Origin of the sequence: Micromonospora wenchangensis, assembly GCF_002210435.1 — a bacterium.
GTDB lineage: Bacteria > Actinomycetota > Actinomycetes > Mycobacteriales > Micromonosporaceae > Micromonospora > Micromonospora wenchangensis.
Map to the genome: position 1 here is coordinate 38863 of NZ_MZMV01000005.1, position 21708 is coordinate 60570.

The following is a 21708-nucleotide window of genomic DNA, read 5'->3' on the forward strand; positions in this document are numbered from 1 at the left end:
CCTGGTCGAACGGTGGTGGGATGACCTGCCGCGGAAGGTGTCACCGGTAGCCGGCGGCGACGATGTTCGCCTGGACGGCGTTCTCGGTGGCGTCCGTGGGGTAGCCGGCGGTCATCACGCCCTCATAGAAGGTGCCGGCCGCGCCGTGGCTGTTGTCGCCGCCGATGCCGAGGATGATCGCGCCTTCCTTCTTCATCGGGTTGTAGCCCGGCACGTTGGGCCGTACGCCGTTGTAGAAGGTCGACAGACTGCCGGACTGGGCGTTGCCGCCGCGGATGGCCCAGTGGTTGGGCTCGCCCTTGATGATGGCGGTGAGGTAGCGGTGGCTGATGCTGGGGTCGTTGGCGTTGTATTTCTGGTTGACCCCGGAGAACAGACCGTTCTCGAGGTCGGCCATGATCCACGGGCCGTTGCCGGCGCCGTAGCCCCAGACCTTGTTGTTGCCGAAGTAGATGGCCTCCATGGTGCCGTTGCCGTTGTCCCGGCTGTTGGTCTCGGCGTTGCCGTAGTCGAAGCAGCAGCCGCCGTTGTAGTGGGTGCCGTCGAGGATGGCGTACATCCCCTCGGGTTGGTCGCCCTTGGCGATGCCGTTGGTGGTGTTGTTCCGGTAGCCGGTGCCGGGGGCGACGAACACCCCGTACGCCTTCTGGCCGTTGAGCGTGGTGGGGGCGGCGGTGGCGTTGGCGAGGTTGTCGTATCCGCCGGGGGCAGGGCCGGGGAAGCCGCCGGGGGGCGCCTGGGTGAGGTGGTTACCGCGACCGCTCTGGTCGTAGATGATGGTGATCAGGCAGGTGGTGTTGGCGCAGAACGAGTCCTGCGCGGCCGCGTTGGCGACCCCGCCGGCGGCCAGCGGGGTGATGTTACGGGTGGTGTTGTCCGAGGCGCGGCGGACTTGGTAGAGGTTGCCGGTGTACGCGGCGTACAGGGCCCTGGTGGTGCTGTGCGCGGCCACGCAGGGCGTGTTGCCGACGGCGTAGAGGTCGCAGGGCAGGCGGGTGCCCGGCGGCGGCGTGGTGGGCGGGGGCGTGGTGGGCGGAGGGGTGGTGGGCGGAGGGGTGGTCGGCGGCGGTGTGGTGGGTGGCGGTGTGGTGGGGGTGACGCCGCCGGTGCAGGTCGTGCCGTTCAGCGTGAACGTGGTGGGTGCCGGGTTACTGCCGGTCGCCGCGCCGTTGAAGCCGAACGAGGTGCTGCCCCCGGTCGGGATGCTGCCGTTGTAGGACACGTTGGTGACGGCGACCTGGGCGCCCGACTGGGTGTAGGAGCCGTTCCAGAGCTGGGTGACGGTCTGTCCGGCGTCGAAGCTCCAGGTGAGCCGCCAACTGCTGACCGGGTCGCCCAGGTTGGTGATGGTGACGCCCGCGCCGAAGCCGCCGGGCCACTGTGAACTGACCGTGTAGGTGACCTGGCAGCCGGCGGCCGCCGCGGACGCCTGGGGCGTCCCGATTGTGCCGCTGCCGATGAGCACCAGCGTAGCCAGGGCCGCGACCGATGCCGAGGCTTGACGCCAGACAGTGCCACGTTTCATGGAGTCCTCCAGATGTGGACGAGAGTTCACGGGCCCACTCGGGGTGGGTCCCTCCGGTTCGCCGCCTGTCGGGCCCGAACTCCGGCAGGCAGGAGCAACCGTGCAGCCTGGCGAGTCCGCTGGTCGGTGCCGTTGGGGCTGGCGGCCCGGACGCCAGGGCCAACGGTCAGCCGAATCGGCGGCAGAGGGCGTGACCCACACTGCTGCACTGATGAGAAAGTTAACGTTCACATACGAGCATGTCAATGGATATGGCGACCGGGGTCCACCCTGCTCTCGACCGCCTGCTGGGGGAGCGAAAGACCCATCCACCAGGGAAAACGATTGACGGTGGCGCTGCGTCCTGGAGCTGATCGGGAAGAACGACAGCTTTCGCGAGTGGTGGGGGTGTCGCATCGGCGGCGGGCCGGACGTGCGACATCGTGCCGATCGGAGTGTCCCGTGTGGGTGGGAAGCCGGGCCGGGGTGCCCCCGGCGGGCGGTTTGCCGTCGTCGGGCAGCTCCAGAGTGCACTGACGGCTAGGTTGCTCCGATTTCATCCTGTGCCGATGCGGTCCTGCTCGTTAGACCTACTGCACTTTTCGACCAAGCCAACCGACAAGCATGCCGACAGAAGGGGCCCGCACCGTGGCGATCAGCCGACGAGCACTCGTCAAGGCCGTGGCCGCGTCCGGTGCGCTCACCGCGGCATCGGTGGCTGGGCTGCCCGGTGTTGCGTGGGCGGCGAACACCGCGTACGCGATGGCCTACTTCACCGAGACGCCGAGCTTCCAGGGTGCGGACTACGGTCCCGTCCTGGCAGTGATCCAGGACGAGCCACGGTGGGTGGCCCGCTGCCCGGCGCAGTTCATCGGTCACGTCGGAGGAGCCGACGATCCGGAGCCGGGCGGGGCGGTGCTGCCACGGGCGACGAGAGTCGTGCCGACCTCGTATCGTTCCTGGCTGAGCGACCGGCCATCGACCATGGTCAGCGCGAGTCGGGCGGCGGTGGCACCGATCTCGGCGAACGGCTGCCGCACGGTGGTCAGAGGCGGAGCCAGCCACGCCGCTGATTCGACGTCGTCGAAGCCGACAACGCTGAGATCGTCAGGGATCCGCAGCCCCGCCTCCCGCGCCGCCACGTAGACGCCCATCGCCTGAAGGTCGTTGCCGCAGACGACGGCAGTCGGCGGATCCGGGCGGGCGAGCAGCTCGGCGCCGAGGTCGCGGCCGTCCTCGACGGTGAACATCCCGTGCCGTTCGAGGGCTGCGTCGAACGGGACACCGGCGTAGTCCAACGCGGCCCGGAAGCCGTCCAGACGAGCCCGTGCGTGCAGGTCCCTGACCGGCCCGGTGAGCACTCCGATCCGCCGATGACCGAGGTCGAGAAGGTGCTGGGTGGCGGCGACGGCACCGCTCCAGTTGTTCGACCCGACGGCGGGGGTGGGAAACAGGCTCCCGATCGGGTCGACCGCGACGAGTGGTGTCCCGGCCGCCGCGAACTGCTCGCCGTCCTCGGCGGTGAACAGGGAGAACATCGTGATGACGGCGGCTGGCCGCCGCCGCAGCAGCGGCGCCGCCCAGGGTTGCCCCGCTCTCAGGTGCTCACCCACATCGGTGAAGCCGACCGTGTAGCCGCTGGCAGAGGTGACCCCCTGGACACCGAGCAGGATCTCCATGGCGATCGATGACAGCATCTGGTGGAAGACCACCTCGATGCAGAGGGCCGTGCCGGTGGTCTCCCGCCGTCGGTAGCCGTGGTCGCGGAGCAGTGCCTCCACCCGCTGCCGGGTCTGTTCGCCCACGCCGCGACGGCCGTTGAGGACCTTGGAGACCGTGGGTGGGGAGACGCCGGCGAGTTCGGCGATCGCGGCGATGGGCAGGTCACCGCGCCGGAGTCTGCGGAGTGGCTGCTCGGGGCCTTTCTCAATCACGAAGGAAGTCTATGGGTCGAGGTGCGGGGGTTGACCAGTGCCGCTCAGGCCGCCGGACCGCCGCCTTGTCGTCTGTCGACGACTGCGGCAGGCGCGAAACCGTTATCGATAACATTCGAAAGTCCCGATGGTGGATCGCGTCGTCCTCGAATCGGTTCGTAGCAGGTGAAAGAGGGTGGGACACCGTGCGGGCGGCGGTTTCGGGGGTTTCGACCGAACGTCAACGGACGGGAACTTTCGCGAAATCTGATCGTCACATCTTGACGGCTGAGACAGCCATCCACGAGAGTCCATGTCAGGGAGTGTGACGCGCGGTCGGGAGCCCGGGCGTCGGAAGACCCTCGGGTGAGGATGCCTGGGCAGCATCCTGTGAACGCTAACAGAACGTCGGTTCCACCTGGCGCGAACCGGTGTTCGTCGGCATCCGGGCTGATGGCTGCCGGTATCGATGGCAGCCGACGTCCGCACCTCCTCCAGCGGGACCAGGGTCGCGATGGTGGCGGCCGGCCGCACCCTGCCCCGCTGCCGCTCCGCCGCTCAGACGTACTGCATTTTCGCAAATGGACGACCAAAACGATGGCAGAAGGGTTCCGTATCGTGGCGATCAGTCGACGAGCACTCATCAAGGCCGTGGCCGCGTCCGGTGCGCTCACCGCGGCATCGGTGGCTGGGCTGCCCGGTGTTGCGTGGGCGGCGAACACCGCGTACGCGATGGCCTACTTCACCGAGACGCCGAGCTTCCAGGGCGCGGACTACGGTCTGCACCTGGCGGTGAGCCGGGACGGTCTGAACTGGACACCGTTGAACCAGAACAATCCGGTGGTGACCCCCACCCAGGGGCAACTGGGCCTGCGGGACCCGTTCGTGTTCCGCAAGCAGGACGGCACCTTCGTGGTGTTGGCCACCGACCTCAAGGGCACCAACTTCGGCCTGAACAGCCAGTACCTGCACATGTGGGACTCGACCAACCTGACGAACCTCACCGGCTACCGCCGGATCAGGATGCACACCCTGCCCAACTCGCACACCTGGGCACCGACGGCGTTCTGGGACGCCGCCCGGGGGCAGTACGCCATCGTCTACTCGTGCAACAGCGGCGGCGACGTGCTGATGGTCAACTACACCAGCGACTTCGTCAACATCGGCCCCCAGCAGGTGTTCTTCAGCCCCGGCTTCGGCGTGCTCGACGGCGACGTCGTCGTCGACGGCAGCACCACGTACCTGTACTACAAGAACCTCTCCACCGGTCTGCTGCACGGCGCACGCTCCTCGACCGGGGCGCCGAACAGTTTCACCACCTACACCAGCGGGCTGCGGATGGGCAACGCGATCGAGGCACCGCTGCTGGTGAAGAACAACGACGGCAGTGGCTGGCGGCTCTGGGGTGACTCGTTCAGCCCGGTCAACGCCGACTACTACATCTGGTCCACCTCCAACATCGCCGGCAACTCGTGGACGGCGCTGAACCAGCGGGACTACACCCCGCCGTTGAACGCCAAGCACGGCTCGGTCGTCGGGATCAGCGACGCCGAGTACAACGCGATGGTGTCCCGGTGGGGCACCCCCAACTGGGTGCGGCTCAAGTCGTCGAACCTGCCGGACTACTTCGTGCGGCACAGCAACGGCGTCGGCCGGATCGACCCGTTCCCGTTCGACCCGTACCAGGACCAGCTGTGGCGGATGGTGGCAGGTCTGTCCGACTCTGCCGGGGTCTCGTTCGAGTCGGTGAACCGACCGGGGAACTTCCTGCGGCACAGCAACTACGCCATCCGACTCGACCCGAACGACGGGTCGGCGACGTTCCGGGCGGACGCCACCTTCCACCGTACCGCCGGCCTGGCCGACGCGGCGTGGACGTCGCTCCGGTCCGCCAACTTCCCCGACCGGTATCTGCGGCACGCCGGAAACGTCCTGCGGATCGACCCGCTCAGCGCCGGTTCGAGCGTGACCGACCGGCAGGACGCCACCTTCCGCATCACGCCCTGAGCGAGGAGAGCACCGTGACGAGAAACCTGCTGCGACGTGGCACCGCGCTACTCGCCGGCCTGCTCTGCCTGGTGGTGCTGACGCCGGCGGTCAGCCGCGCGGACAACCCCGTCGTGCAGACCATCTACACCGCCGACCCGGCCGCGCTCGTGCACAACGGCCGGGTCTACCTCTACACCGGCCACGACGAGGACGGCTCGACGTACTTCACGATGAAGGACTGGCGCGTCTACTCGTCGGCCGACATGGTCAACTGGACCGACCACGGCTCCCCGATGAGCCTGGCCACCTTCAGCTGGGCCAGCGCCGACGCGTGGGCCGGCCAGACCGTCTACCGCAACGGCCGCTTCTACTGGTACGTCCCGGTCAAGAACCGGGCGACCGGACGGATGGCGATCGGCGTCGCGGTCGCCGACAGCCCCACCGGCCCGTTCCGCGACGCCATCGGCCGGCCACTGGTGGAGAACGGCGAGATCGACCCGCATGCCTTCGTCGACGACACCGGACAGGCGTACCTGTACTGGGGCAACCCCAACCTGTGGTACGTGCGGCTCAACACCGACATGACCTCGTTCTCGGGCAGCCCGACCCAGATCTCGCTGACCACCGCCGGCTTCGGCACCCGCAGCGGAAACACCAGCCGCCCCACGCTGTACGAGGAGGCGCCCTGGGTCTACAAGCGCAACGGCGTCTACTACAACGTGTTCGCGGCCGAGTGCTGCTCGGAGTTCATCGCCTACTCCACCGCTCCCGGCCCGACCGGGCCGTGGACCTACCGGGGGACGATCATGCCCCGGCAGGGGACCAGCTTCACCAACCACCCCGCCGTCATCGACTTCAACGGCGGCTCGTACTTCTTCTACCACAACGGCGCGCTGCCGGGCGGCGGCGGCTTCACCCGCTCGGTGGCGGTGGAGAAGTTCAGCTACCGGGCCGACGGCACCATCCCGACCATCAACATGACCACCTCCGGCACCCCGCAGGTCGGCACCCTCAACCCGTACCTACGCCAGGAGGCCGAGACGATCGCCTGGTCGGTCGGGGTGGAGACCGAGCCGTCAAGCGAGGGCGGGATGAACGTCGGCTGGCTCAACAACGGCGACTACATCAAGGTCAAGGGGGTCGCCTTCGGGGCCGGCGCCAGCTCGTTCACCGCCCGGGTCGCGTCGGCGACCACCGGTGGCCGCATCGAGGTACGGCTGGGCAGCGCCACCGGCACCACCGTGGGCACCTGCACCGTCCCGGTGACCGGCGGCTGGCAGACCTGGACCACGGTCACCTGCCCGGTCAGCGGCGCCATCGGGACCCAGGACGTGTTCCTGCGGTTCGCCGGGGGCAGCGGCAACCTGTTCAACGTCAACTGGTGGCAGTTCCGCTGACGCCCCGCTCCGCCCCGGCCGTCCGTCCCACCGTGGCCGGGGTGGGACCACCTCTACCCCCACGTACGAGGAGACACCTGATGACAGGACGCAGATCGAGACTCGGGTCGGTAGCCGCGGCGATGCTGCTGGCCCTGGGCCTGGGCACCGCGATGGTCAGCGGCGGCCTGGGCGCCTCCGCCCGCGCCGCGGACGTCGGGACGACGGCCGCGACGGCCGGCTGCGGCAAGGCCCCGACCCTGGCCAGCGGCACCCACACCATCACCAGCAACGGCAAGAACCGCAGCTTCATCCTGCGGGTGCCCGACGGCTACGACGCCAACCGGCAGTACCGGCTGGTGCTCGGCTTTCACTGGGTCGGCGGCACCGCCACCGACGTCGCCACCGGCCAGACCGTGCAGCGCGACGTGTGGTCCTACTACGGCCTGCAACGACTGGCGAACAACAGCACCATCTTCGTCGCGCCGCAGGGCCTGAACAACGGCTGGGGCAACGCCGGCGGGGAGGACATCACCTTCGTCGACAACATCCTCAACCGGGTCGAGGCCGGCCTGTGCGTGGACACCACCCAGCGGTTCGCCCTCGGCTTCAGCTACGGCGGCGCGATGAGCTACGCCGTCGCCTGCGCCCGGCCCACCGTCTTCCGGGCCGTGGCGGTCTACTCCGGCGGGCAGCTCAGCGGATGCAGCGGCGGCACCCAACCGATCGCCTACTTCGGCGCGCACGGCATCCGCGACGGCGTCCTCAACATCGCCGGCGGACGCACGCTGCGCGACCGGTTCGTCCGCAACAACGGCTGCACCGCGCAGAACCCGCCCGAGCCGAGCCAGGGCAGCCTGACCCACCGCAGCACCACCTACTCGGGCTGCCGGGCCGGATACCCGGTGGTGTGGGCGGCCTTCGACGAGGGGCACATCGCCGCCCCGCAGGACGGCGCAACCGGTGACAGCGGCACCCGCACCTGGCTGCCGGCCGAGACCTGGCGGTTCTTCACCCAGTTCGCGTCGACCACGCCCGAGCCCACCACCCCCGCACCGACCACGCCCGGCCCGACCACGCCCGCGCCGACCACCCCGCCGCCGGCCGGCGGGGGCTGCGCGGTCACCACGACGGTCAACGCGTGGAGCACCGGCCTGACCGAGGACCTCACCGTCACCAACACCGGCAGCACCCCGGTCAACGGCTGGTCGCTGGTCTTCACCCTGCCCAGCGGGCAGAGCATCACCTCCGGCTGGAACGCCACCTACACGCCCGCCTCCGGCCAGGTCACCGCCCGCAACGTCAGCTACAACCCGACCATCGCCCCCAGCGCCTCGGTCAGCATCGGCTTCCAGGCCAACCACACCGGCAACGCCGCCGCACCGACGGCGTTCACCCTCAACGGCGTCACCTGCACCAGGTAGCCGCAGTACCGGTCGCGGGCGGGTTGTCCCGGCCCGCCCGCGACCTCACCGGTGTCCGGGACGCAGCCGTCTGAGCAGGGACCCCGCACAGGACCGATAGAGGAGTCATGACATGGCAAGACGTTCGCCCATCGTCGGCGCGCTAGCCACCGCGGCGGTACTCGTCGCCGCGCTGGCCGGCGCCGCACTGACCGGTGGCCCCGGTGCCGCGTCCGCCGCCGGGGTCAGCCCACTGGCCGCGACAGCGGGCTGCGGCAAGGCCCCCACCCTGGGTAACGGCACCTACACCATCTCCAGCGGCGGCAAGAACCGCAGCTTCATCCTGAAGCTCCCCGACGGGTACGACCGCAACCGCCAGTACCGGCTGGTGTTCGGATTCCACTGGTGGGGTGGAACCGCCGTCGACGTCGCGACCGGTCAGACGGTGCAGCGCGACGTCTGGGCGTACTACGGCCTGCTGCGGTTGTCGAACAACAGCACGATCTTCGTGGCACCGCAGGGCATCGGCAACGGCTGGGCCAACACCGGCGGTGAGGACGTCACCTTCGTCGACGACATGCTCCGCCGGATCGAGAGCGACCTGTGCATCGACACGACACAACGCTTCTCCGTCGGCTTCAGCTACGGCGGCGGCATGAGCTACGCCCTGGCCTGTGCCCGGCCGAACGTCTTCCGCGCCGTCGCGGTCCAGTCGTCCCCCGGCACGCTCAGCGGATGCAGCGGCGGCACCCAGCCGATCGCCTACCTCGGCGTACACGGTATCGGTGACAACATCGCCAGCGGACGGGCGCTGCGGGACCGCTTCGTCCGCAACAACGGATGCACGGCGGCGAGCCCGCCGGAGCCGAGGGCCGGGAGCCTGACCCACACGGTCTACAGCTACTCCGGCTGCCGATCCGGCTACCCGGTGGTGTGGGCGGCGTTCGACGGTGGGCACATCGCCGCGCCGCAGGACGGTGCCGGCGGTGACAGCGGCAGCCGGACCTGGGTCCCGGGCGAGGTGTGGCGGTTCTTCACCCAGTTCGCCGGCACCACCCCGACCACGCCCCCCACCACTCCGCCGACGACGCCACCCACGACGCCGCCGACGAGCCCCGGGCCGGGCGGGTGCACGGCCAGCTACCAGACCGTCGGCCAGTGGCAGGGTGGCTTCCAGGGTGAGGTCACGGTGACCGCCGGCGCCCGCGCTATCACCGGCTGGCGGGTCAGCTGGACGCTCGCCAACGGGCAGAGCATCACCCAACTCTGGGGCGGGCGCAACACCCCCGCCGGCAACACCCAGAACGTCACCAACGAGGCATGGAACGGCAACCTCGCCGCCAGCGCATCCACCACGTTCGGCTTCACCGCCGGCGGCTCAGCGACGACACCCATCCTCACCTGCACCACGACCTGACAGACCGCAGGCGCAGCCCGACCTCGCCCCGGTCACCCCGGCGAGGCCGGGATGTCGTCCCACCCGTCCCGGTCAACGAAGGAGGTAGCAATGAAGATCAGGAGTCTCGTCCTCGCCGCCGTGCTGGCGGGCACGGGTGGGCTGGTGGCGACCGCCGCCCAGGCCGCACCGGGCTGTCGGGTCGACTAAACGGTCACCAGTTCCTGGCCGGGTGGCTTCGGCGCGGCGGCCACCGTCACCAACCTCGGTAATCCGATCGACTGGTGGCGGTTGTCCTGGTCGTACGCCGCCGGGCAGACGGTCACCCAACTCTGGAACGGCACAGTCAGCCAGTCCGGAGCCCAGGTCACCGTCACCAACGTGAGCTACAACGCGGCCATCCCCACCGGTGCAAACGCGGCTTTCGGCTTCAACGGCTCGACGCCCGGCAGCGATCCCGTGCCCACGGCGTTTACCCTCAACGGCACCGTGTGCACCGGTGGGGCGGCCACGCCCATCCCACCGGAGACACCGGCCACCCCCACCCCGCCCCCGACCACCACCCCGCCGGGCGGGTCGGGTGCCCGGGAGAAGATCAACCTCAACCGGAGCTGGAGGTTCATCCGTGTGGACCTGTCCGGAGCCCAGAACCCCGACCTCAACGACAGCACCTGGGTGCCGGTGGCGTTGCCGCACGATTTCGACGCCCCCTACGACGTGGGCGGCACGACCAACGGACAGTCCTTCCACGTCGGTGTCGGCTGGTACCGCAGGCACCTGACCGTGCCCACGTCGTAGAGCGGCCGACGGGTCGAGATCGAGTTCGAGGGCTCGTTCTCGGTCACCGACGTGTGGGTCAACGGAACCAGGGCCGGCACCCACCGTGGTGGCTTCACCGGGTTCACCGTCGACATCACCAACGCGCTGCGCACCGGCGACAACGTGCTGGCCGTACGAGTGGACAACGGTTGGCGGGCGGACCTGGCCCCGCGCACCGGTGACCACCAGTTCAGCGGCGGCATCTACCGGGACGTCTTCCTGAACGTCACGAACAACGTCCACGTCGCCTGGTACGGCACCTTCGTCACCACGCCCGCGCTGACCAACCCGACCTGGGACACGAGCAACGCCGCCTACTACCGCAACATCGACCCGTCGCAGTATCCCAGCGAGACCGACCTGCGCGCCAACCTCGCCGCCCGCCGATCGAACGTCCGGGTACAGACCGAGGTACGCAACGACAACGCCTCGCCCATCGACGTCTACGCCCGCCAGGAGGTACGCCGGCAGGGGTCGAACACCGTGCTGGCGACCTTCATTTCGCCGGTGCGGACCCTCGGCGCGGCGGCCTCGACGACCCTCGACGCACTCAGCGGCACCCTGTCGAACACCGCCGCCATGGTGCAGGGCCTCGATCTGTGGGCGCCGAACAATCCGGCGCTCTATACCGTGACCACCTCGCTCGTCACCGACACCACGGCGGACGGGGTGATCGGCAGCGGCACGGTCGTCGACACCTACCGGGCCACGTTCGGGTTCCGCAGCGCCCAGTGGAAGGTCGACGGCTTCTCTCTGAACGGCACGAAGACCCTGCTGTTCGCGGCGATCTCGCGGCGTTGCAGAAGCAGTTCGACGACTGGCCGATCGCAGGGTTGAAGGAACTGGTGGCGGTGACGCGCGGCGGGGCGATAATCCAGATCCTGCGACGAGACTGAAGGGCTATCCATGGCGACCGAGTACCGCTTGACGCTGGCCGGCGACGTTCCGCTCGATGTGCTGGCCGGCGTCGTCGCTCCGGAGGGTGTCGAGGAGTCGGCGGTAGATGGCAGGCCCCGGGTGTTGAGTGCGGACCTCAGTGATCCGTGTGGTTACACGGTGATCATCTACGCCGGTTCCCGCGGCTACTTCGAGGCCGAGGATGGTGACGGCTCGGTGTGGGAGTGGGAACCGGAGCGGTACGTCACCGTTGGCTTCCGACTGGGAAAGGGCGAATCCTCCGACCGGGCCACGCGGGAGATGCTGGCGTCTGTGGCTCGGGTGCTGGGCGAGCGGGCGGAGGACGCCGCGCTGATCCTCGATGCCGACTGGCTGCTGCTGACCCGCTTCTCGGGAAGGCTGCGCAGGCATGCGCCGAGTTGGTGGGGCGTTCACGGCGGGGAAGACCTTGCCGACAGGTGAGTGGCTTGGTGGCCAGCCGTTGGCGATTACGTCGCTGGCGAGCGGGTGTCGCCGCGTTGTCCGGCGGTCACTACCATGGCCATCAGTTTGCGGCCTTGCTCGCAGGCCAGATGGGTCTTGGTGGTCCAGCCGCCCCTCGATTGGCCGAGCCCATGATCTGCCGGTTCGGCCCGCCCGCACACCGCCGGGCGGCTCTTTCTGCGCCTGCCCGTCAGGGCGGGCCCCAGCGGCGTGCTGGTGGGCGCGGCTGATGGTGGAGTCCACGCTCACCGTCCAGCCGATCAACCCCGCCGCGTCCGCGCTGGTCTGCAACGAAGTGAGGATCTGCGCCCAGACGCCGTCGCGCTGCCAGCGCCGAAACCATCGATACAAGGTCTGCCACGGCGGGTAGTACGCGGGCGCGTCCCGCCATGGTGATCCGGTCCGGACCCGCCGCCGGCGACCCGCGTCGGCAAGACCGGCTGGCCGGCGGTAGCCAGGAAGCCGCACAACAGTTCGGCTTCCAGTGGCCACCGAACCGAAAACAGAACTGAACAGTCCTCACGTCCCCCGGGGAACGGGTGACAGAGGACCCAGGAGGAACCACGAGGAGCGAGAAAACCCAGGAAGAAACCACCGTGGTCCGTACGGAACCCTGCTGTAGCGCGTGCACGCGACGCCGACCGGATTCCACCCTCGACACCCCGAGCGGGCCGACCTCTCCACGGGCGAGCGGGGGCGATTCCACCCGACCGGTGCCGGGCGGTGTCCGCGGCGTCCACCCGGCAGCCGTGCCTCGGCTGCCCCGCAATCCGCTGCGCCGACCCGACCGGGTCGCCCAGGCCATCGCGGAGGCCAGCGCCCGCCGACAGGCCGCCGTCGCCGCCCACCGGGCTGCCCGAGAGGCAACCGGCGACTGACACCGGCCCCGGCGTGCAGCGGCTCCGCGCCCGGGATGCATCGCCGTGGCAAGCCCATGCCCCATCACCCGGCGCGATCGCCGGTTGGTCTGGCCGCCGGAGTCAGGTGACGGCGATGACGAGGGCGGTGTTGTGTCCGCCGAAGCCGAAGGAGTTGGAGACCGCGGCAGTGCCCTGGTTCTTCCGGGGCGCGTCGACGACGACGTCCAGGTCGACGGCGGGTTCCACCGCCTGCACGTTGGCGGTGGGCGGTACGAGGCCGTGCCGCAGGGCGAGAACGGTGTATACGGCCTCGATGGCGCCAGCGGCACCGAGGGGATGGCCGGTCACCCCCTTGGTCGAGGTGATGACGGTGTCCCGACCGAGTACCCGCCGCACGGCGGCGGCCTCGGCCACGTCGTTGAGCGGAGTGGACGTGCCGTGCGCGTTCACGTGGCCGATGTCGTCGCTACCCAGTCCGGCCTCGGCCAGGGCGGCGCGCATGGCACGCTCGACGCCGACACCGTCGGGCGCAGGGGTGGTCGCGTGGTAGGCGTCGGTGGACGCACCGTAGCCGAGCAGGTGGGTTCGTGGCCGGACACCCCGGCCGCGGGCGTGTTGTTCGGTCTCGAGCACCACGACGCCCGCGCCTTCCGCCATCACGAAGCCGTCGCGCTCGACGTCGAACGGGCGGGAGGCACCGGCCGGGTCGTGCCTGCGGGTGGACAGTGCCTTCATCCGGGCGAACGCGGCGGCGAAGTACGGGGTGACGGCGGCATCGGTGCCGCCGGCAACCGCCACGTCGGCGACGCCGAAGCGCAGCAGGTCCCGGGCGAGACCGATGGCGGTGGCACCGGATGCGCACGCTGTCGCGACGGACATGCTGGGGCCGTGTGCGCCGAGGTCGATGGCCACCTGAGCGGTCGCCATGTTGGGCAGCGCCATCGGCAGGGTGAGCGCCGAGATCCGGGCGGCACCGGTCTCCAGCAGTCTGCGGTGTTGGGTCTCGGCGGTGATGGTGCCGCCTGCGCCGGTGCCGATGATGACGGCGATGCGGTGCGGGTCGCAGTCGGCGATGTCCAGGCCCGCGTCGCCGACCGCCTCCCGGGCCGCGACGACGGCGAACTGGGCGTGGCGGTCCAGCAGCCAGGTTTTCCGACGCCCGAGCAGTGTGTCGGCGTCGAAGTCGGGAACCACACAGGCGAAATCGACCGGTAGGCCCGCCAGCTGCGGCGGCCGCACCGCCGTCGACCGGCCGGCGAGTACACCGTCCCAGTTGGCAGGCACGCCCACGCCGGCGGGGGTGACCAGCCCGAGACCGCTGATGACGACGGGCGCCGGTGTCACCGGGGCGCGCCCATGGCGGTGAGCAGGGCGGCTATGTCGTCGACGGATGCTGTCTGGGAGATGTCGTCGTCGGAGATCGTCACGTCGAACTCCGACTGGAGGACCTCGGCGAACTCGACCAGGGCGAGGGAGTCGAGGTGAAGTTCATCGAGTGTGGAATCCGGGCGGATGGTGGCGGGTTCGACGCCGAACCGGGTGGTGAGCAACTCGCCTATGCGATGGTGCAGCGGGTTCATCGTGACTCCGGGGTGAGATGTGGGGATGCCGGGGGAGCGGGGCTGCCCGGCGGTGCGGTGCGTCGGGCAGCCGGACGTCCGATGGATCTCGGTGGGTCAGCCGTCGAGCTTCTGGTCCTTGACCCACGGCCACCGGGTGCGGTCCAGGTAGGTGTGATCGGTGACGATCGCGCCGTCGTGGAAGGTCAGGATGGCGCACCAGGGGGTTTCCCAGGTGGTGCCGGAGGCGGTGTCGGTGCCGAACAGGACCGCTTCGATGATCACGTGGTCATCGGCCGCGATCAGGTTCTCGATGCGGGCCCTGCGGTCCGGTGCGGCGTCGAGCACCGACTGCTCGATCTCGTGGAACTGGGCGCGGTCGGTGATGTCGATGAGCCCCGGGCACACGACGTTGATGTCGGGGGCGTAGCTGTCGTCGATCATGCGGTGGACGTCGGTGTTGTAGTACTCGATCCAGCGGTGGACGGCGGCGACGTTCCGTTCCTGGCGGGTGTCAGCGGACATCGAGGGTGCTCCTGACTCGGGTCAGCGGCCGGGGCCGCGGCTGGTGGCGGTCGAGTAGTGCGCCGATGACGGGGCGGGGTGCCGCGAAGGCGGTGGCCGACGCGCCCGTCAGGCCGGTGGTGTGGGTGTTGTCGAAGGTCTTCGGTGAGCAGGTGTAGGGCAGGTGGAAGGCCAGGGCGTTGGCCAGCAGCCGGTCCAGGGTGTCGAGGTCGCGGGGATCGTCGACGAACACCGGTGCGGGGAGCCCCGCACGGGTGAACACGACGTCGTACATCTCCTGGGCGCTCGGCGCGGTGGAGTTGGTCAGGTGGTAGACGGTGCCGCCGGCACCGTGGAGTCCGGCGCGCACGCCGTGTTCGACGACGTGGTCGAGGGGCACGAGGTTGATCTCGCCCCGGCCGTCGCCGCAGAGCCTCGACGGCTGGCCGAACAGGCGGTCACCATGGCGTTTCTCGTACTGCCGGCGGAACCGGGCAACCCGGGTGGCCAGGTCGTAGAGGCCGGAGAAGGCGCTGGTGCGCAGCGTGCGACTGTCGGCGATGACCGCGCTGGGGCGCAGGATCCGCCAGGTGAGCCCGGAGGCGGCGACCAGCCGCTCGGCGGCGACCTTGGTGCGTTCGTACTGGTTGTTGACGGGCTGGTCGGACGGAGGGAGCGTCTCGGCCTGCAGGCCGCGACGGCGGCCGGCGACGTAGGCGGTGCTGATGTGGACGAGTTCCGCGTCGTGTTCCTGCGCGAGGGCGACGATCTGCTCGGTGCCGACGACGTTGGCCTGATACGTCTGGGTGGAATAGCCCGGTTCGTAGGCCAGCGACGCCGCGCTGTGCCACAGCAGGACCCGGCCCGGAGGAAACCGCAGCGCGGTCGCCACCGCAGACAGGTCGGTGATGTCGCCGGGTACCGCCCGGAGCCGGTCGCGGCGGATCAGGTCCGGTGACCGGTCCTGTTCCTGCGCCGTACGGACCAGCTGTGTGTGCAGCCGCGCCTGTGCCTGCTGCTGGGTGGGGGCGCGTACCAGGCACCAGACCGGATCGTCGGTGCGGGCCAGCAGGTCGAGTACGAATGCGCTGCCCAGCATGCCGGTGGCGCCGGTCACGACGTGGGTGGTCGGTCTGCTCATCGGTGTCGTCGTTCTCCTTCCCGGGCAGGCCCGGTGGTCGCGGGGTGCATGGGGTCGAACGGCGAGGCGGGTGGGCCGCGTCGTCAGCCGTCGACCGGGCGGCGGCCGACGGCCTGCCGTAGGTCCTCGGCCAGCTCGCCGACGGTTGCCGGCACCCACGTGTCCTCGGCCATCAGGACGACGCCGTAGTGCGCTTCGAGGCGTCCCAGCAGGTGCAGCATCCGGATGGAGTCGGCGCCCTCGATGTCCATCAGCACCGTCGTCTCGTCCACCTCGGCGGCAGGTGCGTGGAAAACGTCGCGGGCCCACTGCGTCACCCGCGACACGATCTCCGAACGGGTGGCGTCGACAGTTGTCATGACATCTCCTATCGGTGTCGTTCTCGACGGAATCCGGGAGGGGGTCACGGCGATGTCACCGTGGGTATCCGGGTGCCGGCGAGCAGGTCGCGGGCTGCGCCGCGCTGCCACTTCCCGCTGGTGGTTCGGGGCAACGTGCCCCGCCGTACGACGTGCACCTGCACGGCGCTGACGCCGAGTTCGCCCTGCAGCCGGCGGCGGATGTCCGCCGCGAGATGAGCGGCGCGGCCCATGTCCAGGCTCTCGGCGACCACGACGAGGTGTTCCTCGTCCAGACCGAGCTGCCCGGCGGCCTGCGCTGCGGCGAACGCGACGCACCGGCCCTGATGCACCCCGGGAACCGTGCGGGTGACCAGTTCGGCGTCCTCGGCGAAGATGTTCCGACCAGCCACGATGATCATGTCCTTGTCGCGGCCGACGATGAACAGGTCACCGTCGAGGCGTACCCCCAGGTCACCGGTGCGTAGCCAGCCTCCGTCGAAGGCCGCAGCGGTGGCGTCGGGATCGAACAGGTAGCCGGGGGTGACCGAGTCACCGATGATCTGCACCTCACCGACCCGGCCGTCGTGCACCTCGACGCCGGACGGGTCGACCAGCCGCAGCCGCAGACCCTGCACCGGCCGGCCGACGGACACCAGCGGGCGAGCCCCGTCGGCGTCGGCTGCAACGTGGCGGACGTGTCCGTCGGCGGCAAGAACCTGACGGTCGACGTGGACTATGCGCGCCAGGCTGCCCGGCGGCGGGAACGCCGCGCACAGTGTCGCCTCCGCCAGGCCGTACACCGGATACATCACCCCGGCGGCGGCCCCGAACCGGGCCACGGTCTCGGTGAAGCGGTGGACCGTTTCGGAACGCACCGGCTCGGCCCCGTTGTACGCCAGCCGCCACCGGCTCAGATCCAGCCCGCGAGGATCGGACCGGTCGACCGCCTCGGTCATCAACGCATACCCGTGGTCGGGGCCGGTGGTGGCGGTGACCTGCTGCCGGGACAGGTATTCCAGGAACGCGACAGGTCGGCGGATGAAGTCGGTGGAGGTGAACATGTGGACCGGCAGTCCGGCCAGCCCGTACCCGAGGGCGGTGAAGAACCCCATGTCGTGGTGGTGGGGAACCCACTGGACGAGGCTGTCGCGGCCGGTCACCGCCGACGAGGCGAGCAGGGCCCGTAACCCGGCCAGCACGGTGGCGTGGGGCAGCGTCACCCCCTTGGGGAACGCGGTGCTGCCGGAGGTGTACTGCACCACCGCCAGATCGTCCGGGGTGATGTCTGGCAGCCGGTCGCAGCGGTCACCGGCCACCGGCAGGGGCACGCAGCGCAGCCCCGGCCTGAGCTGGCGCACCGCCCGGACCAGCCGCTCGTACCGTGGGTGGGCCACGATGAGGCGCATCCCGGCGGCGTCGACGATGCGGGTGATGCGGGCCGCCGCCACCTGCGGCGACTCGCCCATCGGACGCATCGGCAACGCGGACACGCTGCCGGCGGCCAGCATGATGCCGAACGCGCCGAGCCACAGGTCGGGGCCGGTGGGCGTGAGCAGCCCGACCCGGTCCCCGGGACGGACACCGGCGGCGACCAGGCCACGTCCGGCGGCGACGGCCCCGCGATACAGCTGCGCTGCGGTCAGCCGCTGCGACACACCCGGGAACACCCAGCCGGTGTCCGGTGCCGCGACGGCCAACCGACGCAGGGCGTCGGGCAGCGTCGCGCCCTCGATCCGCGCGGGTTGCGGCGGGTTGACCGGCCCGTGCACCGGTGCCGGGATGGCCACCGGCAGCCGGTCCCAGCCGTGCACCACCATGCCTGCGGCCCGCACCACCGGCCCGGCGACCCTCAGGCCGGCGCAGACGCGGGCGACGAGCGGAAAGACGATCTCCCCGGTGAGTTGTGCCAGCGTCGACCCGACGCAGTGGTGCGGGCCGACGCCGAGGGTCAGCGACCGGGGCGGCTCCTGGGCGACGCCGTCGGCGCTGACCGGGGCGAACCGGAACGGGTCGAAACGATCAGGATCGGGGTACTGGCGCGGATCGCGGCCCGCCGCGGCCACCTGCACGACCACCATGCACCCCTGCGGCAGGCGCACCCCGCCGAGGGTGGTGGGTCGGGTCACCCACCGGCCGGTCATCTTGGCCGGCGGGTCGTAACGCAGCACCTCGCGGGTGAACGCCGCAGCCAGGTCCGGCCGGTCGCGCAGCAGGGCGGCGAGGTGCGGCTGATCGGCCAGCAGGAAAACCCCCGTGCCCAGCATCGCCGCCGACGTCTCGTTGCCGGCGCCCAGCAGGAAGGTGACGTTGTCGACGAGACCCTCGACGTCTTCAGCCGGCCACCCTCCGACCAGATCGGCGGTGAGGTCTGCCCGAGCTGCGGCCGGGTCCCCGACCAGCCGGGGCCGCAGGTAGCGCCGCAACTCGCAGATGGCCGCGTCGGCCGCCGCGAGATCCGTTCCCGGCGGGTTGAAATCGTTGGCTTCCATCAGGGCCGTCGACCAGTCCCGCAGTCGGGGCAGATCAGAGTCGGGAAAGCCGAGGAGGGTGGCGAGCAGCGCCATCGGCAGGTGCAGCAGGTCGTCGGTGACGTCCACCCGCCCGTCACGTGCGGCCCCACCGAGCCTGCGTACATACCGTTGGCAGAGCTGTTCCATCAGCGGGCGGTGCCGGGTCAGCTGTTTCGGCCCGAACAGCCTCACCAGCAACCGGCGGGCCGGCTGGTTGTCCGGCGACTCCTGGTGGTTGAGCCCGTTGTAGATGGAGGAGACCGAGGGATGCTCGCGCCAGGTGGGCCACGACTGGTCCGCCCACACCGTGTCGCACACCCGGAACACGTCCGGGTTCCTGAGGACCTGCTCGCATTCGGGGTAGCCGAGCACGACGGCGCGGCGCGGACCGATCGGCACGACCGGGGCGTGGGCCAGCAGGGTCCGTACGTGCGGAAAAGGATCACGACGCCCGGCGTCGGACCACAGCGCCTCCAGCGCGGCCAGCGCCTGCGCGCGCCCGACGGTCCCGGCCCTGGGCACATCCTCGGCCATCGACACTGCTCCCTCGGTTTAGGTTCCGGCGGAACCTGGGCTCACCTGCTGTCGTCGGTGAGAATTTCCAGCGTGCTGACCACGAGCCTCCGCTGCCCGTCACGCAGCACGACCTCCACGAACTCCGAATGGGGGCGGGGTCCCGTCATCGGCCGCCACGCCCGGACGTCGGCGCTGATCGTCACGCTCACGTCCACATTCGCCAGATAACACATCTGCTGGTCGACGACGACCCTGCCGAGAAACGTCTCGTCGGTGCGGCGTTGCTGCCGCCACCACCGCAACAAAGCCCAGTCCACGATCGAGAAATAGGAGGCGAAATACAGCAAACCGACACCGTTGAGGTCACGCGACGGGTCGATCTGATAATCCAACCGCAGGCCCTCCCCGGAGAGCACCGCTGCGGCCGGGCGCAGGGTGTACGCCATCCGTGCCCGACGCATCGTGGGAAGGGGACAGTACGACGGCGGAATCTCCGGCAAGCTGTCGAGCGCAAAGTCCGACGGCAGTGACCGGAGCAACGCCTGGTTCGAACCCTCCCGGCTACGGGCCACCCACCTGTTGAGCGTCTGCACGTACAGGCGGTCCGCGTCACCGGCCGTCACGAACTCGTGCAGGTCGAAACCGTCACCGTGCCGGCGCGGCGACCGGTCGATACGATGCAGCGCCAGCACCGACTGCCCCCTCGTCCGGTACAGCGCCGTGTCCACCTGAAGCCGGTCCCCGAACGTCGGCGTCCGCAGATGGAAACGTCGACCACCGCGGATCCGGAAGTAGCAGAACGACAGATAGGCCGGCCGGCCCTGCGAATCATGGGTGTTCATCACGTCGATGCCGCACGCCGCCCCGACGGCGTCCCAGGTCCAGTCGCCGATCCGGCCGACGAACAGCGAGTTGTGCCCACACATGCTGGGCCACACCACCTCGGTACGCGCCTGAACCACCGCAGCGAGCACAGTCACGGTCACCATCACCCTTCGCCGAGGCGCACCACGTTGCCGGTTGTCGAAAACAGCACCGACCGCGCGGAAGCCACCGCGCCGCGACCCCTCAACGGGGCGTCACGCTGCCGACGATAGGCGGCCCGAAACCAATGCCCGCGACACCATGTGGGCCGCAAAAAGCGGCAGCTACTTGCAGCCAAAAAGCTGGCACCGCACCTGGAGGAAACGCTCGGATATGCGCGACCCGGACGTGCGGCACCGTGCCGCGACCGACGAGGCACGATCAACGGTTAGGGCGGTGCCGCCGGTCCACGCGGGTTCAGAGCCGGTGAGCAGCGAGGATTCGCGCGAGAACGACGTCGTGTTCCTGGAAGACCGGGGTCGCCGCGCCAGCGCACGTGGGGGACTGCTCACCTTCGCGCGGCCTGGGCCGGGGTGCAGCCGGCGGGTGATGCCGAGCTTCGGAGGCGACGTCGTCATCCATCGCGACGATCTCGGCACCGTAGGTCGACGCGACGACCGCGGCGATCTGCTTCCCCGCGGTGTCAATGTCACCGGCGTACCGCAGACGCACGCCGTGCGCGACAGCGAGCTGAAAAAACACATGATCGATCGCGCGCAACTGGCCGCTGGTACAAGCGATCGGTTGCCGCACCCCGGCAATGAAAGCGACCTCCATGACCGACGGGTTCTCCACGACCGTCAGGGTCTGCGGCGCGAGAATGGGCGGATGATGTACAAGGTCGAGCAGGGTGAGCGCCACGGGCGCCGGTGAATCACGCAGCCGCCGGTCGATCGGCCCGTCGCCGACAGCCTCGACGTTGAAGAGCAGGACGGTCGCGTACAACCGGTCCGCAATGACACCGACGGTGGCCAGCAGCGCGCGTACCAGATCCGGCCGACTCGGCTCGCTTTGGCCGGTGCGTTCGGCGACGGCGGCCACGAGGCGGATCCCGTTGAGGGTGGTCAGGTCGAAATAGTGCGGGTCGCCGGTGATGTCGTGGGCGAGCTTCGCCAAAGGCACCGGCGGCCGGGCCGGAAGGCGCCGCAGCGCTGCGGCGAGCGCCGCGATGCTGTGCCGGACCTCGGTATCGTCCTCGCCGACGCCGCTCACCCGCATCCGGGCGACGAGCTGCGGTAGGTCGGGAAGCTCCTCGGTCGCGTACTGCCACAGCCGCGCACGACGGTCCGCCGCGGCCAACGCAGCGGCACCACGGTCGATGACCGGTTCCCCCACCGCCTTCTCGACCAGTGCGACGAGCGCTTCTCGATCGATGCCGAGCACGGCGAGGAGCTCTCGCAGCGGGACCGTGGCGGTATCCCCGGACACGGTGACGGCGGATGTGCCGCGGCGCCGACGAACGGAGGTGTCGAGCCAGGTCCGCAGTTGCGCGATGCCGGCCGTGCTCAGCGTCGGGACCCGAACCGTGTTGATCACCTCGGGACGGGCGCCGGCGCACAGACGCCCATGGACGGCGCGCCACAAAGGACGCAGGTCGACGTCCTCCGCCAGGTAGGTGAGGTCAGCCGGCATC

15 protein-coding genes and 4 pseudogenes are annotated in these 21708 nt (G+C 70.0%); 8 read left to right on the top strand and 11 right to left on the bottom strand.

The genetic code is table 11. From position 1 onward, the window contains the following. Positions 1-40 precede the first annotated feature (40 nt). Together B5D80_RS04105 and B5D80_RS04110 are read right to left on the bottom strand one after the other, a co-directional pair. Complete coding sequence (locus B5D80_RS04105; protein WP_088642413.1) at positions 41-1525, bottom strand: arabinofuranosidase catalytic domain-containing protein; 1485 nt, start codon at positions 1523-1525, stop codon at positions 41-43. Between the two features lie 854 nt (positions 1526-2379). After that, the gene (locus B5D80_RS04110) at positions 2380-3438 is read right to left on the bottom strand and encodes a LacI family DNA-binding transcriptional regulator (RefSeq protein WP_088642414.1); all 1059 of its coding nucleotides are present in this window, start codon (positions 3436-3438) and stop codon (positions 2380-2382) included. A gap of 597 nt (positions 3439-4035) precedes the next feature. Between B5D80_RS04110 and B5D80_RS04115 the strand changes: the two genes are divergently transcribed. The 8 genes and pseudogenes from B5D80_RS04115 (at position 4036) to B5D80_RS04145 (ending at position 11759) form a co-directional block, all read left to right on the top strand. Then, entirely contained in the window at positions 4036-5424 is a 1389-nt protein-coding gene (locus tag B5D80_RS04115) for a glycoside hydrolase family 43 protein (protein ID WP_088642415.1), read from the top strand. A gap of 14 nt (positions 5425-5438) precedes the next feature. Then, the gene (locus B5D80_RS04120) at positions 5439-6803 is read left to right on the top strand and encodes a glycoside hydrolase family 43 protein (RefSeq protein WP_088642416.1); all 1365 of its coding nucleotides are present in this window, start codon (positions 5439-5441) and stop codon (positions 6801-6803) included. A gap of 80 nt (positions 6804-6883) precedes the next feature. Beyond that, a complete protein-coding gene (locus B5D80_RS04125) occupies positions 6884-8206 on the top strand; it encodes a CE1 family esterase (RefSeq protein ID WP_088642417.1) in 1323 nt (440 codons plus the stop codon). 112 nt (positions 8207-8318) lie between these two features. After that, positions 8319-9602 (top strand): CE1 family esterase, encoded by a 1284-nt coding sequence (locus tag B5D80_RS04130; protein WP_088642418.1) that lies wholly within the window; start codon positions 8319-8321, stop codon positions 9600-9602. Positions 9603-9803: 201 nt separating this feature from the next. Continuing rightward, a pseudogene (locus B5D80_RS04135) lies at positions 9804-10379 on the top strand (cellulose-binding domain-containing protein); the annotation flags it as partial. An 18-nt stretch (positions 10380-10397) separates the two neighbouring features. After that, positions 10398-11111 (top strand): annotated as a pseudogene (locus tag B5D80_RS04140) (sugar-binding domain-containing protein); the annotation flags it as partial. Between the two features lie 68 nt (positions 11112-11179). Further along, positions 11180-11296 (top strand): annotated as a pseudogene (locus B5D80_RS35180) (CdiA C-terminal domain-containing protein); the annotation flags it as partial. Positions 11297-11306: 10 nt separating this feature from the next. Beyond that, positions 11307-11759, top strand: coding sequence for a SitI3 family protein (locus B5D80_RS04145; RefSeq protein WP_088642420.1), 453 nt, complete (start codon positions 11307-11309; stop codon positions 11757-11759). Between the two features lie 44 nt (positions 11760-11803). Here B5D80_RS04145 and B5D80_RS04150 read toward each other — a convergent pair. The 9 genes and pseudogenes from B5D80_RS04150 to B5D80_RS04190 all read right to left on the bottom strand — a co-directional run. Next, positions 11804-12203 (bottom strand): annotated as a pseudogene (locus B5D80_RS04150) (transposase); the annotation flags it as partial. A gap of 557 nt (positions 12204-12760) precedes the next feature. Continuing rightward, the gene (locus tag B5D80_RS04155; protein WP_211291386.1) at positions 12761-13984 is read right to left on the bottom strand and encodes a beta-ketoacyl-[acyl-carrier-protein] synthase family protein; all 1224 of its coding nucleotides are present in this window, start codon (positions 13982-13984) and stop codon (positions 12761-12763) included. Further along, a complete protein-coding gene (locus tag B5D80_RS04160; protein WP_088642421.1) occupies positions 13981-14220 on the bottom strand; it encodes an acyl carrier protein in 240 nt (79 codons plus the stop codon). Before B5D80_RS04160 ends, B5D80_RS04155 begins: the two co-directional genes overlap by 4 nt. 96 nt (positions 14221-14316) lie before the next feature. Next, positions 14317-14724 carry a nuclear transport factor 2 family protein gene (locus tag B5D80_RS04165; RefSeq protein ID WP_088642422.1) on the bottom strand — a complete coding sequence of 136 codons (408 nt, stop codon included), beginning with the start codon at positions 14722-14724 and terminating at the stop codon, positions 14317-14319. After that, positions 14714-15844, bottom strand: a complete 1131-nt coding sequence (locus B5D80_RS04170) for an SDR family oxidoreductase (RefSeq protein ID WP_088642423.1) — start codon at positions 15842-15844, stop codon at positions 14714-14716. The genes B5D80_RS04165 and B5D80_RS04170 overlap by 11 nt, the downstream gene beginning before the upstream one ends. An 83-nt stretch (positions 15845-15927) precedes the next feature. Continuing rightward, positions 15928-16203: an acyl carrier protein gene (locus tag B5D80_RS04175; protein ID WP_088642424.1), complete on the bottom strand. Its 276-nt coding sequence runs from the start codon at positions 16201-16203 to the stop codon at positions 15928-15930. A gap of 44 nt (positions 16204-16247) precedes the next feature. Next, on the bottom strand, positions 16248-19229 hold the full coding sequence (locus B5D80_RS04180; RefSeq protein WP_144081570.1) for a cytochrome P450: 2982 nt from the start codon (positions 19227-19229) through the stop codon (positions 16248-16250). A 41-nt stretch (positions 19230-19270) separates the two neighbouring features. Continuing rightward, positions 19271-20185 carry an LnmK family bifunctional acyltransferase/decarboxylase gene (locus tag B5D80_RS04185; protein WP_245854220.1) on the bottom strand — a complete coding sequence of 305 codons (915 nt, stop codon included), beginning with the start codon at positions 20183-20185 and terminating at the stop codon, positions 19271-19273. A 307-nt stretch (positions 20186-20492) separates the two neighbouring features. After that, a complete protein-coding gene (locus B5D80_RS04190) occupies positions 20493-21707 on the bottom strand; it encodes a TIGR02679 domain-containing protein (RefSeq protein ID WP_088642426.1) in 1215 nt (404 codons plus the stop codon). Position 21708: the final 1 nt, after the last annotated feature.

Excerpts from the sequence above, each read along its gene's own strand:
- B5D80_RS04105 (WP_088642413.1), bottom strand. The coding sequence starts at position 1,525 with ATGAAACGTGGCACTGTCTGGCGTCAAGCCTCGGCATCGGTCGCGGCC.
- B5D80_RS04125 (WP_088642417.1), top strand. The coding sequence starts at position 6,884 with ATGACAGGACGCAGATCGAGACTCGGGTCGGTAGCCGCGGCGATGCTG.
- B5D80_RS04130 (WP_088642418.1), top strand. The coding sequence starts at position 8,319 with ATGGCAAGACGTTCGCCCATCGTCGGCGCGCTAGCCACCGCGGCGGTA.
- B5D80_RS04145 (WP_088642420.1), top strand. The coding sequence starts at position 11,307 with ATGGCGACCGAGTACCGCTTGACGCTGGCCGGCGACGTTCCGCTCGAT.
- B5D80_RS04160 (WP_088642421.1), bottom strand. The coding sequence starts at position 14,220 with ATGAACCCGCTGCACCATCGCATAGGCGAGTTGCTCACCACCCGGTTC.
- B5D80_RS04165 (WP_088642422.1), bottom strand. The coding sequence starts at position 14,724 with ATGTCCGCTGACACCCGCCAGGAACGGAACGTCGCCGCCGTCCACCGC.
- B5D80_RS04170 (WP_088642423.1), bottom strand. The coding sequence starts at position 15,844 with ATGAGCAGACCGACCACCCACGTCGTGACCGGCGCCACCGGCATGCTG.
- B5D80_RS04175 (WP_088642424.1), bottom strand. The coding sequence starts at position 16,203 with ATGACAACTGTCGACGCCACCCGTTCGGAGATCGTGTCGCGGGTGACG.
- B5D80_RS04180 (WP_144081570.1), bottom strand. The coding sequence starts at position 19,229 with ATGGCCGAGGATGTGCCCAGGGCCGGGACCGTCGGGCGCGCGCAGGCG.
- B5D80_RS04190 (WP_088642426.1), bottom strand. The coding sequence starts at position 21,707 with ATGCCGGCTGACCTCACCTACCTGGCGGAGGACGTCGACCTGCGTCCT.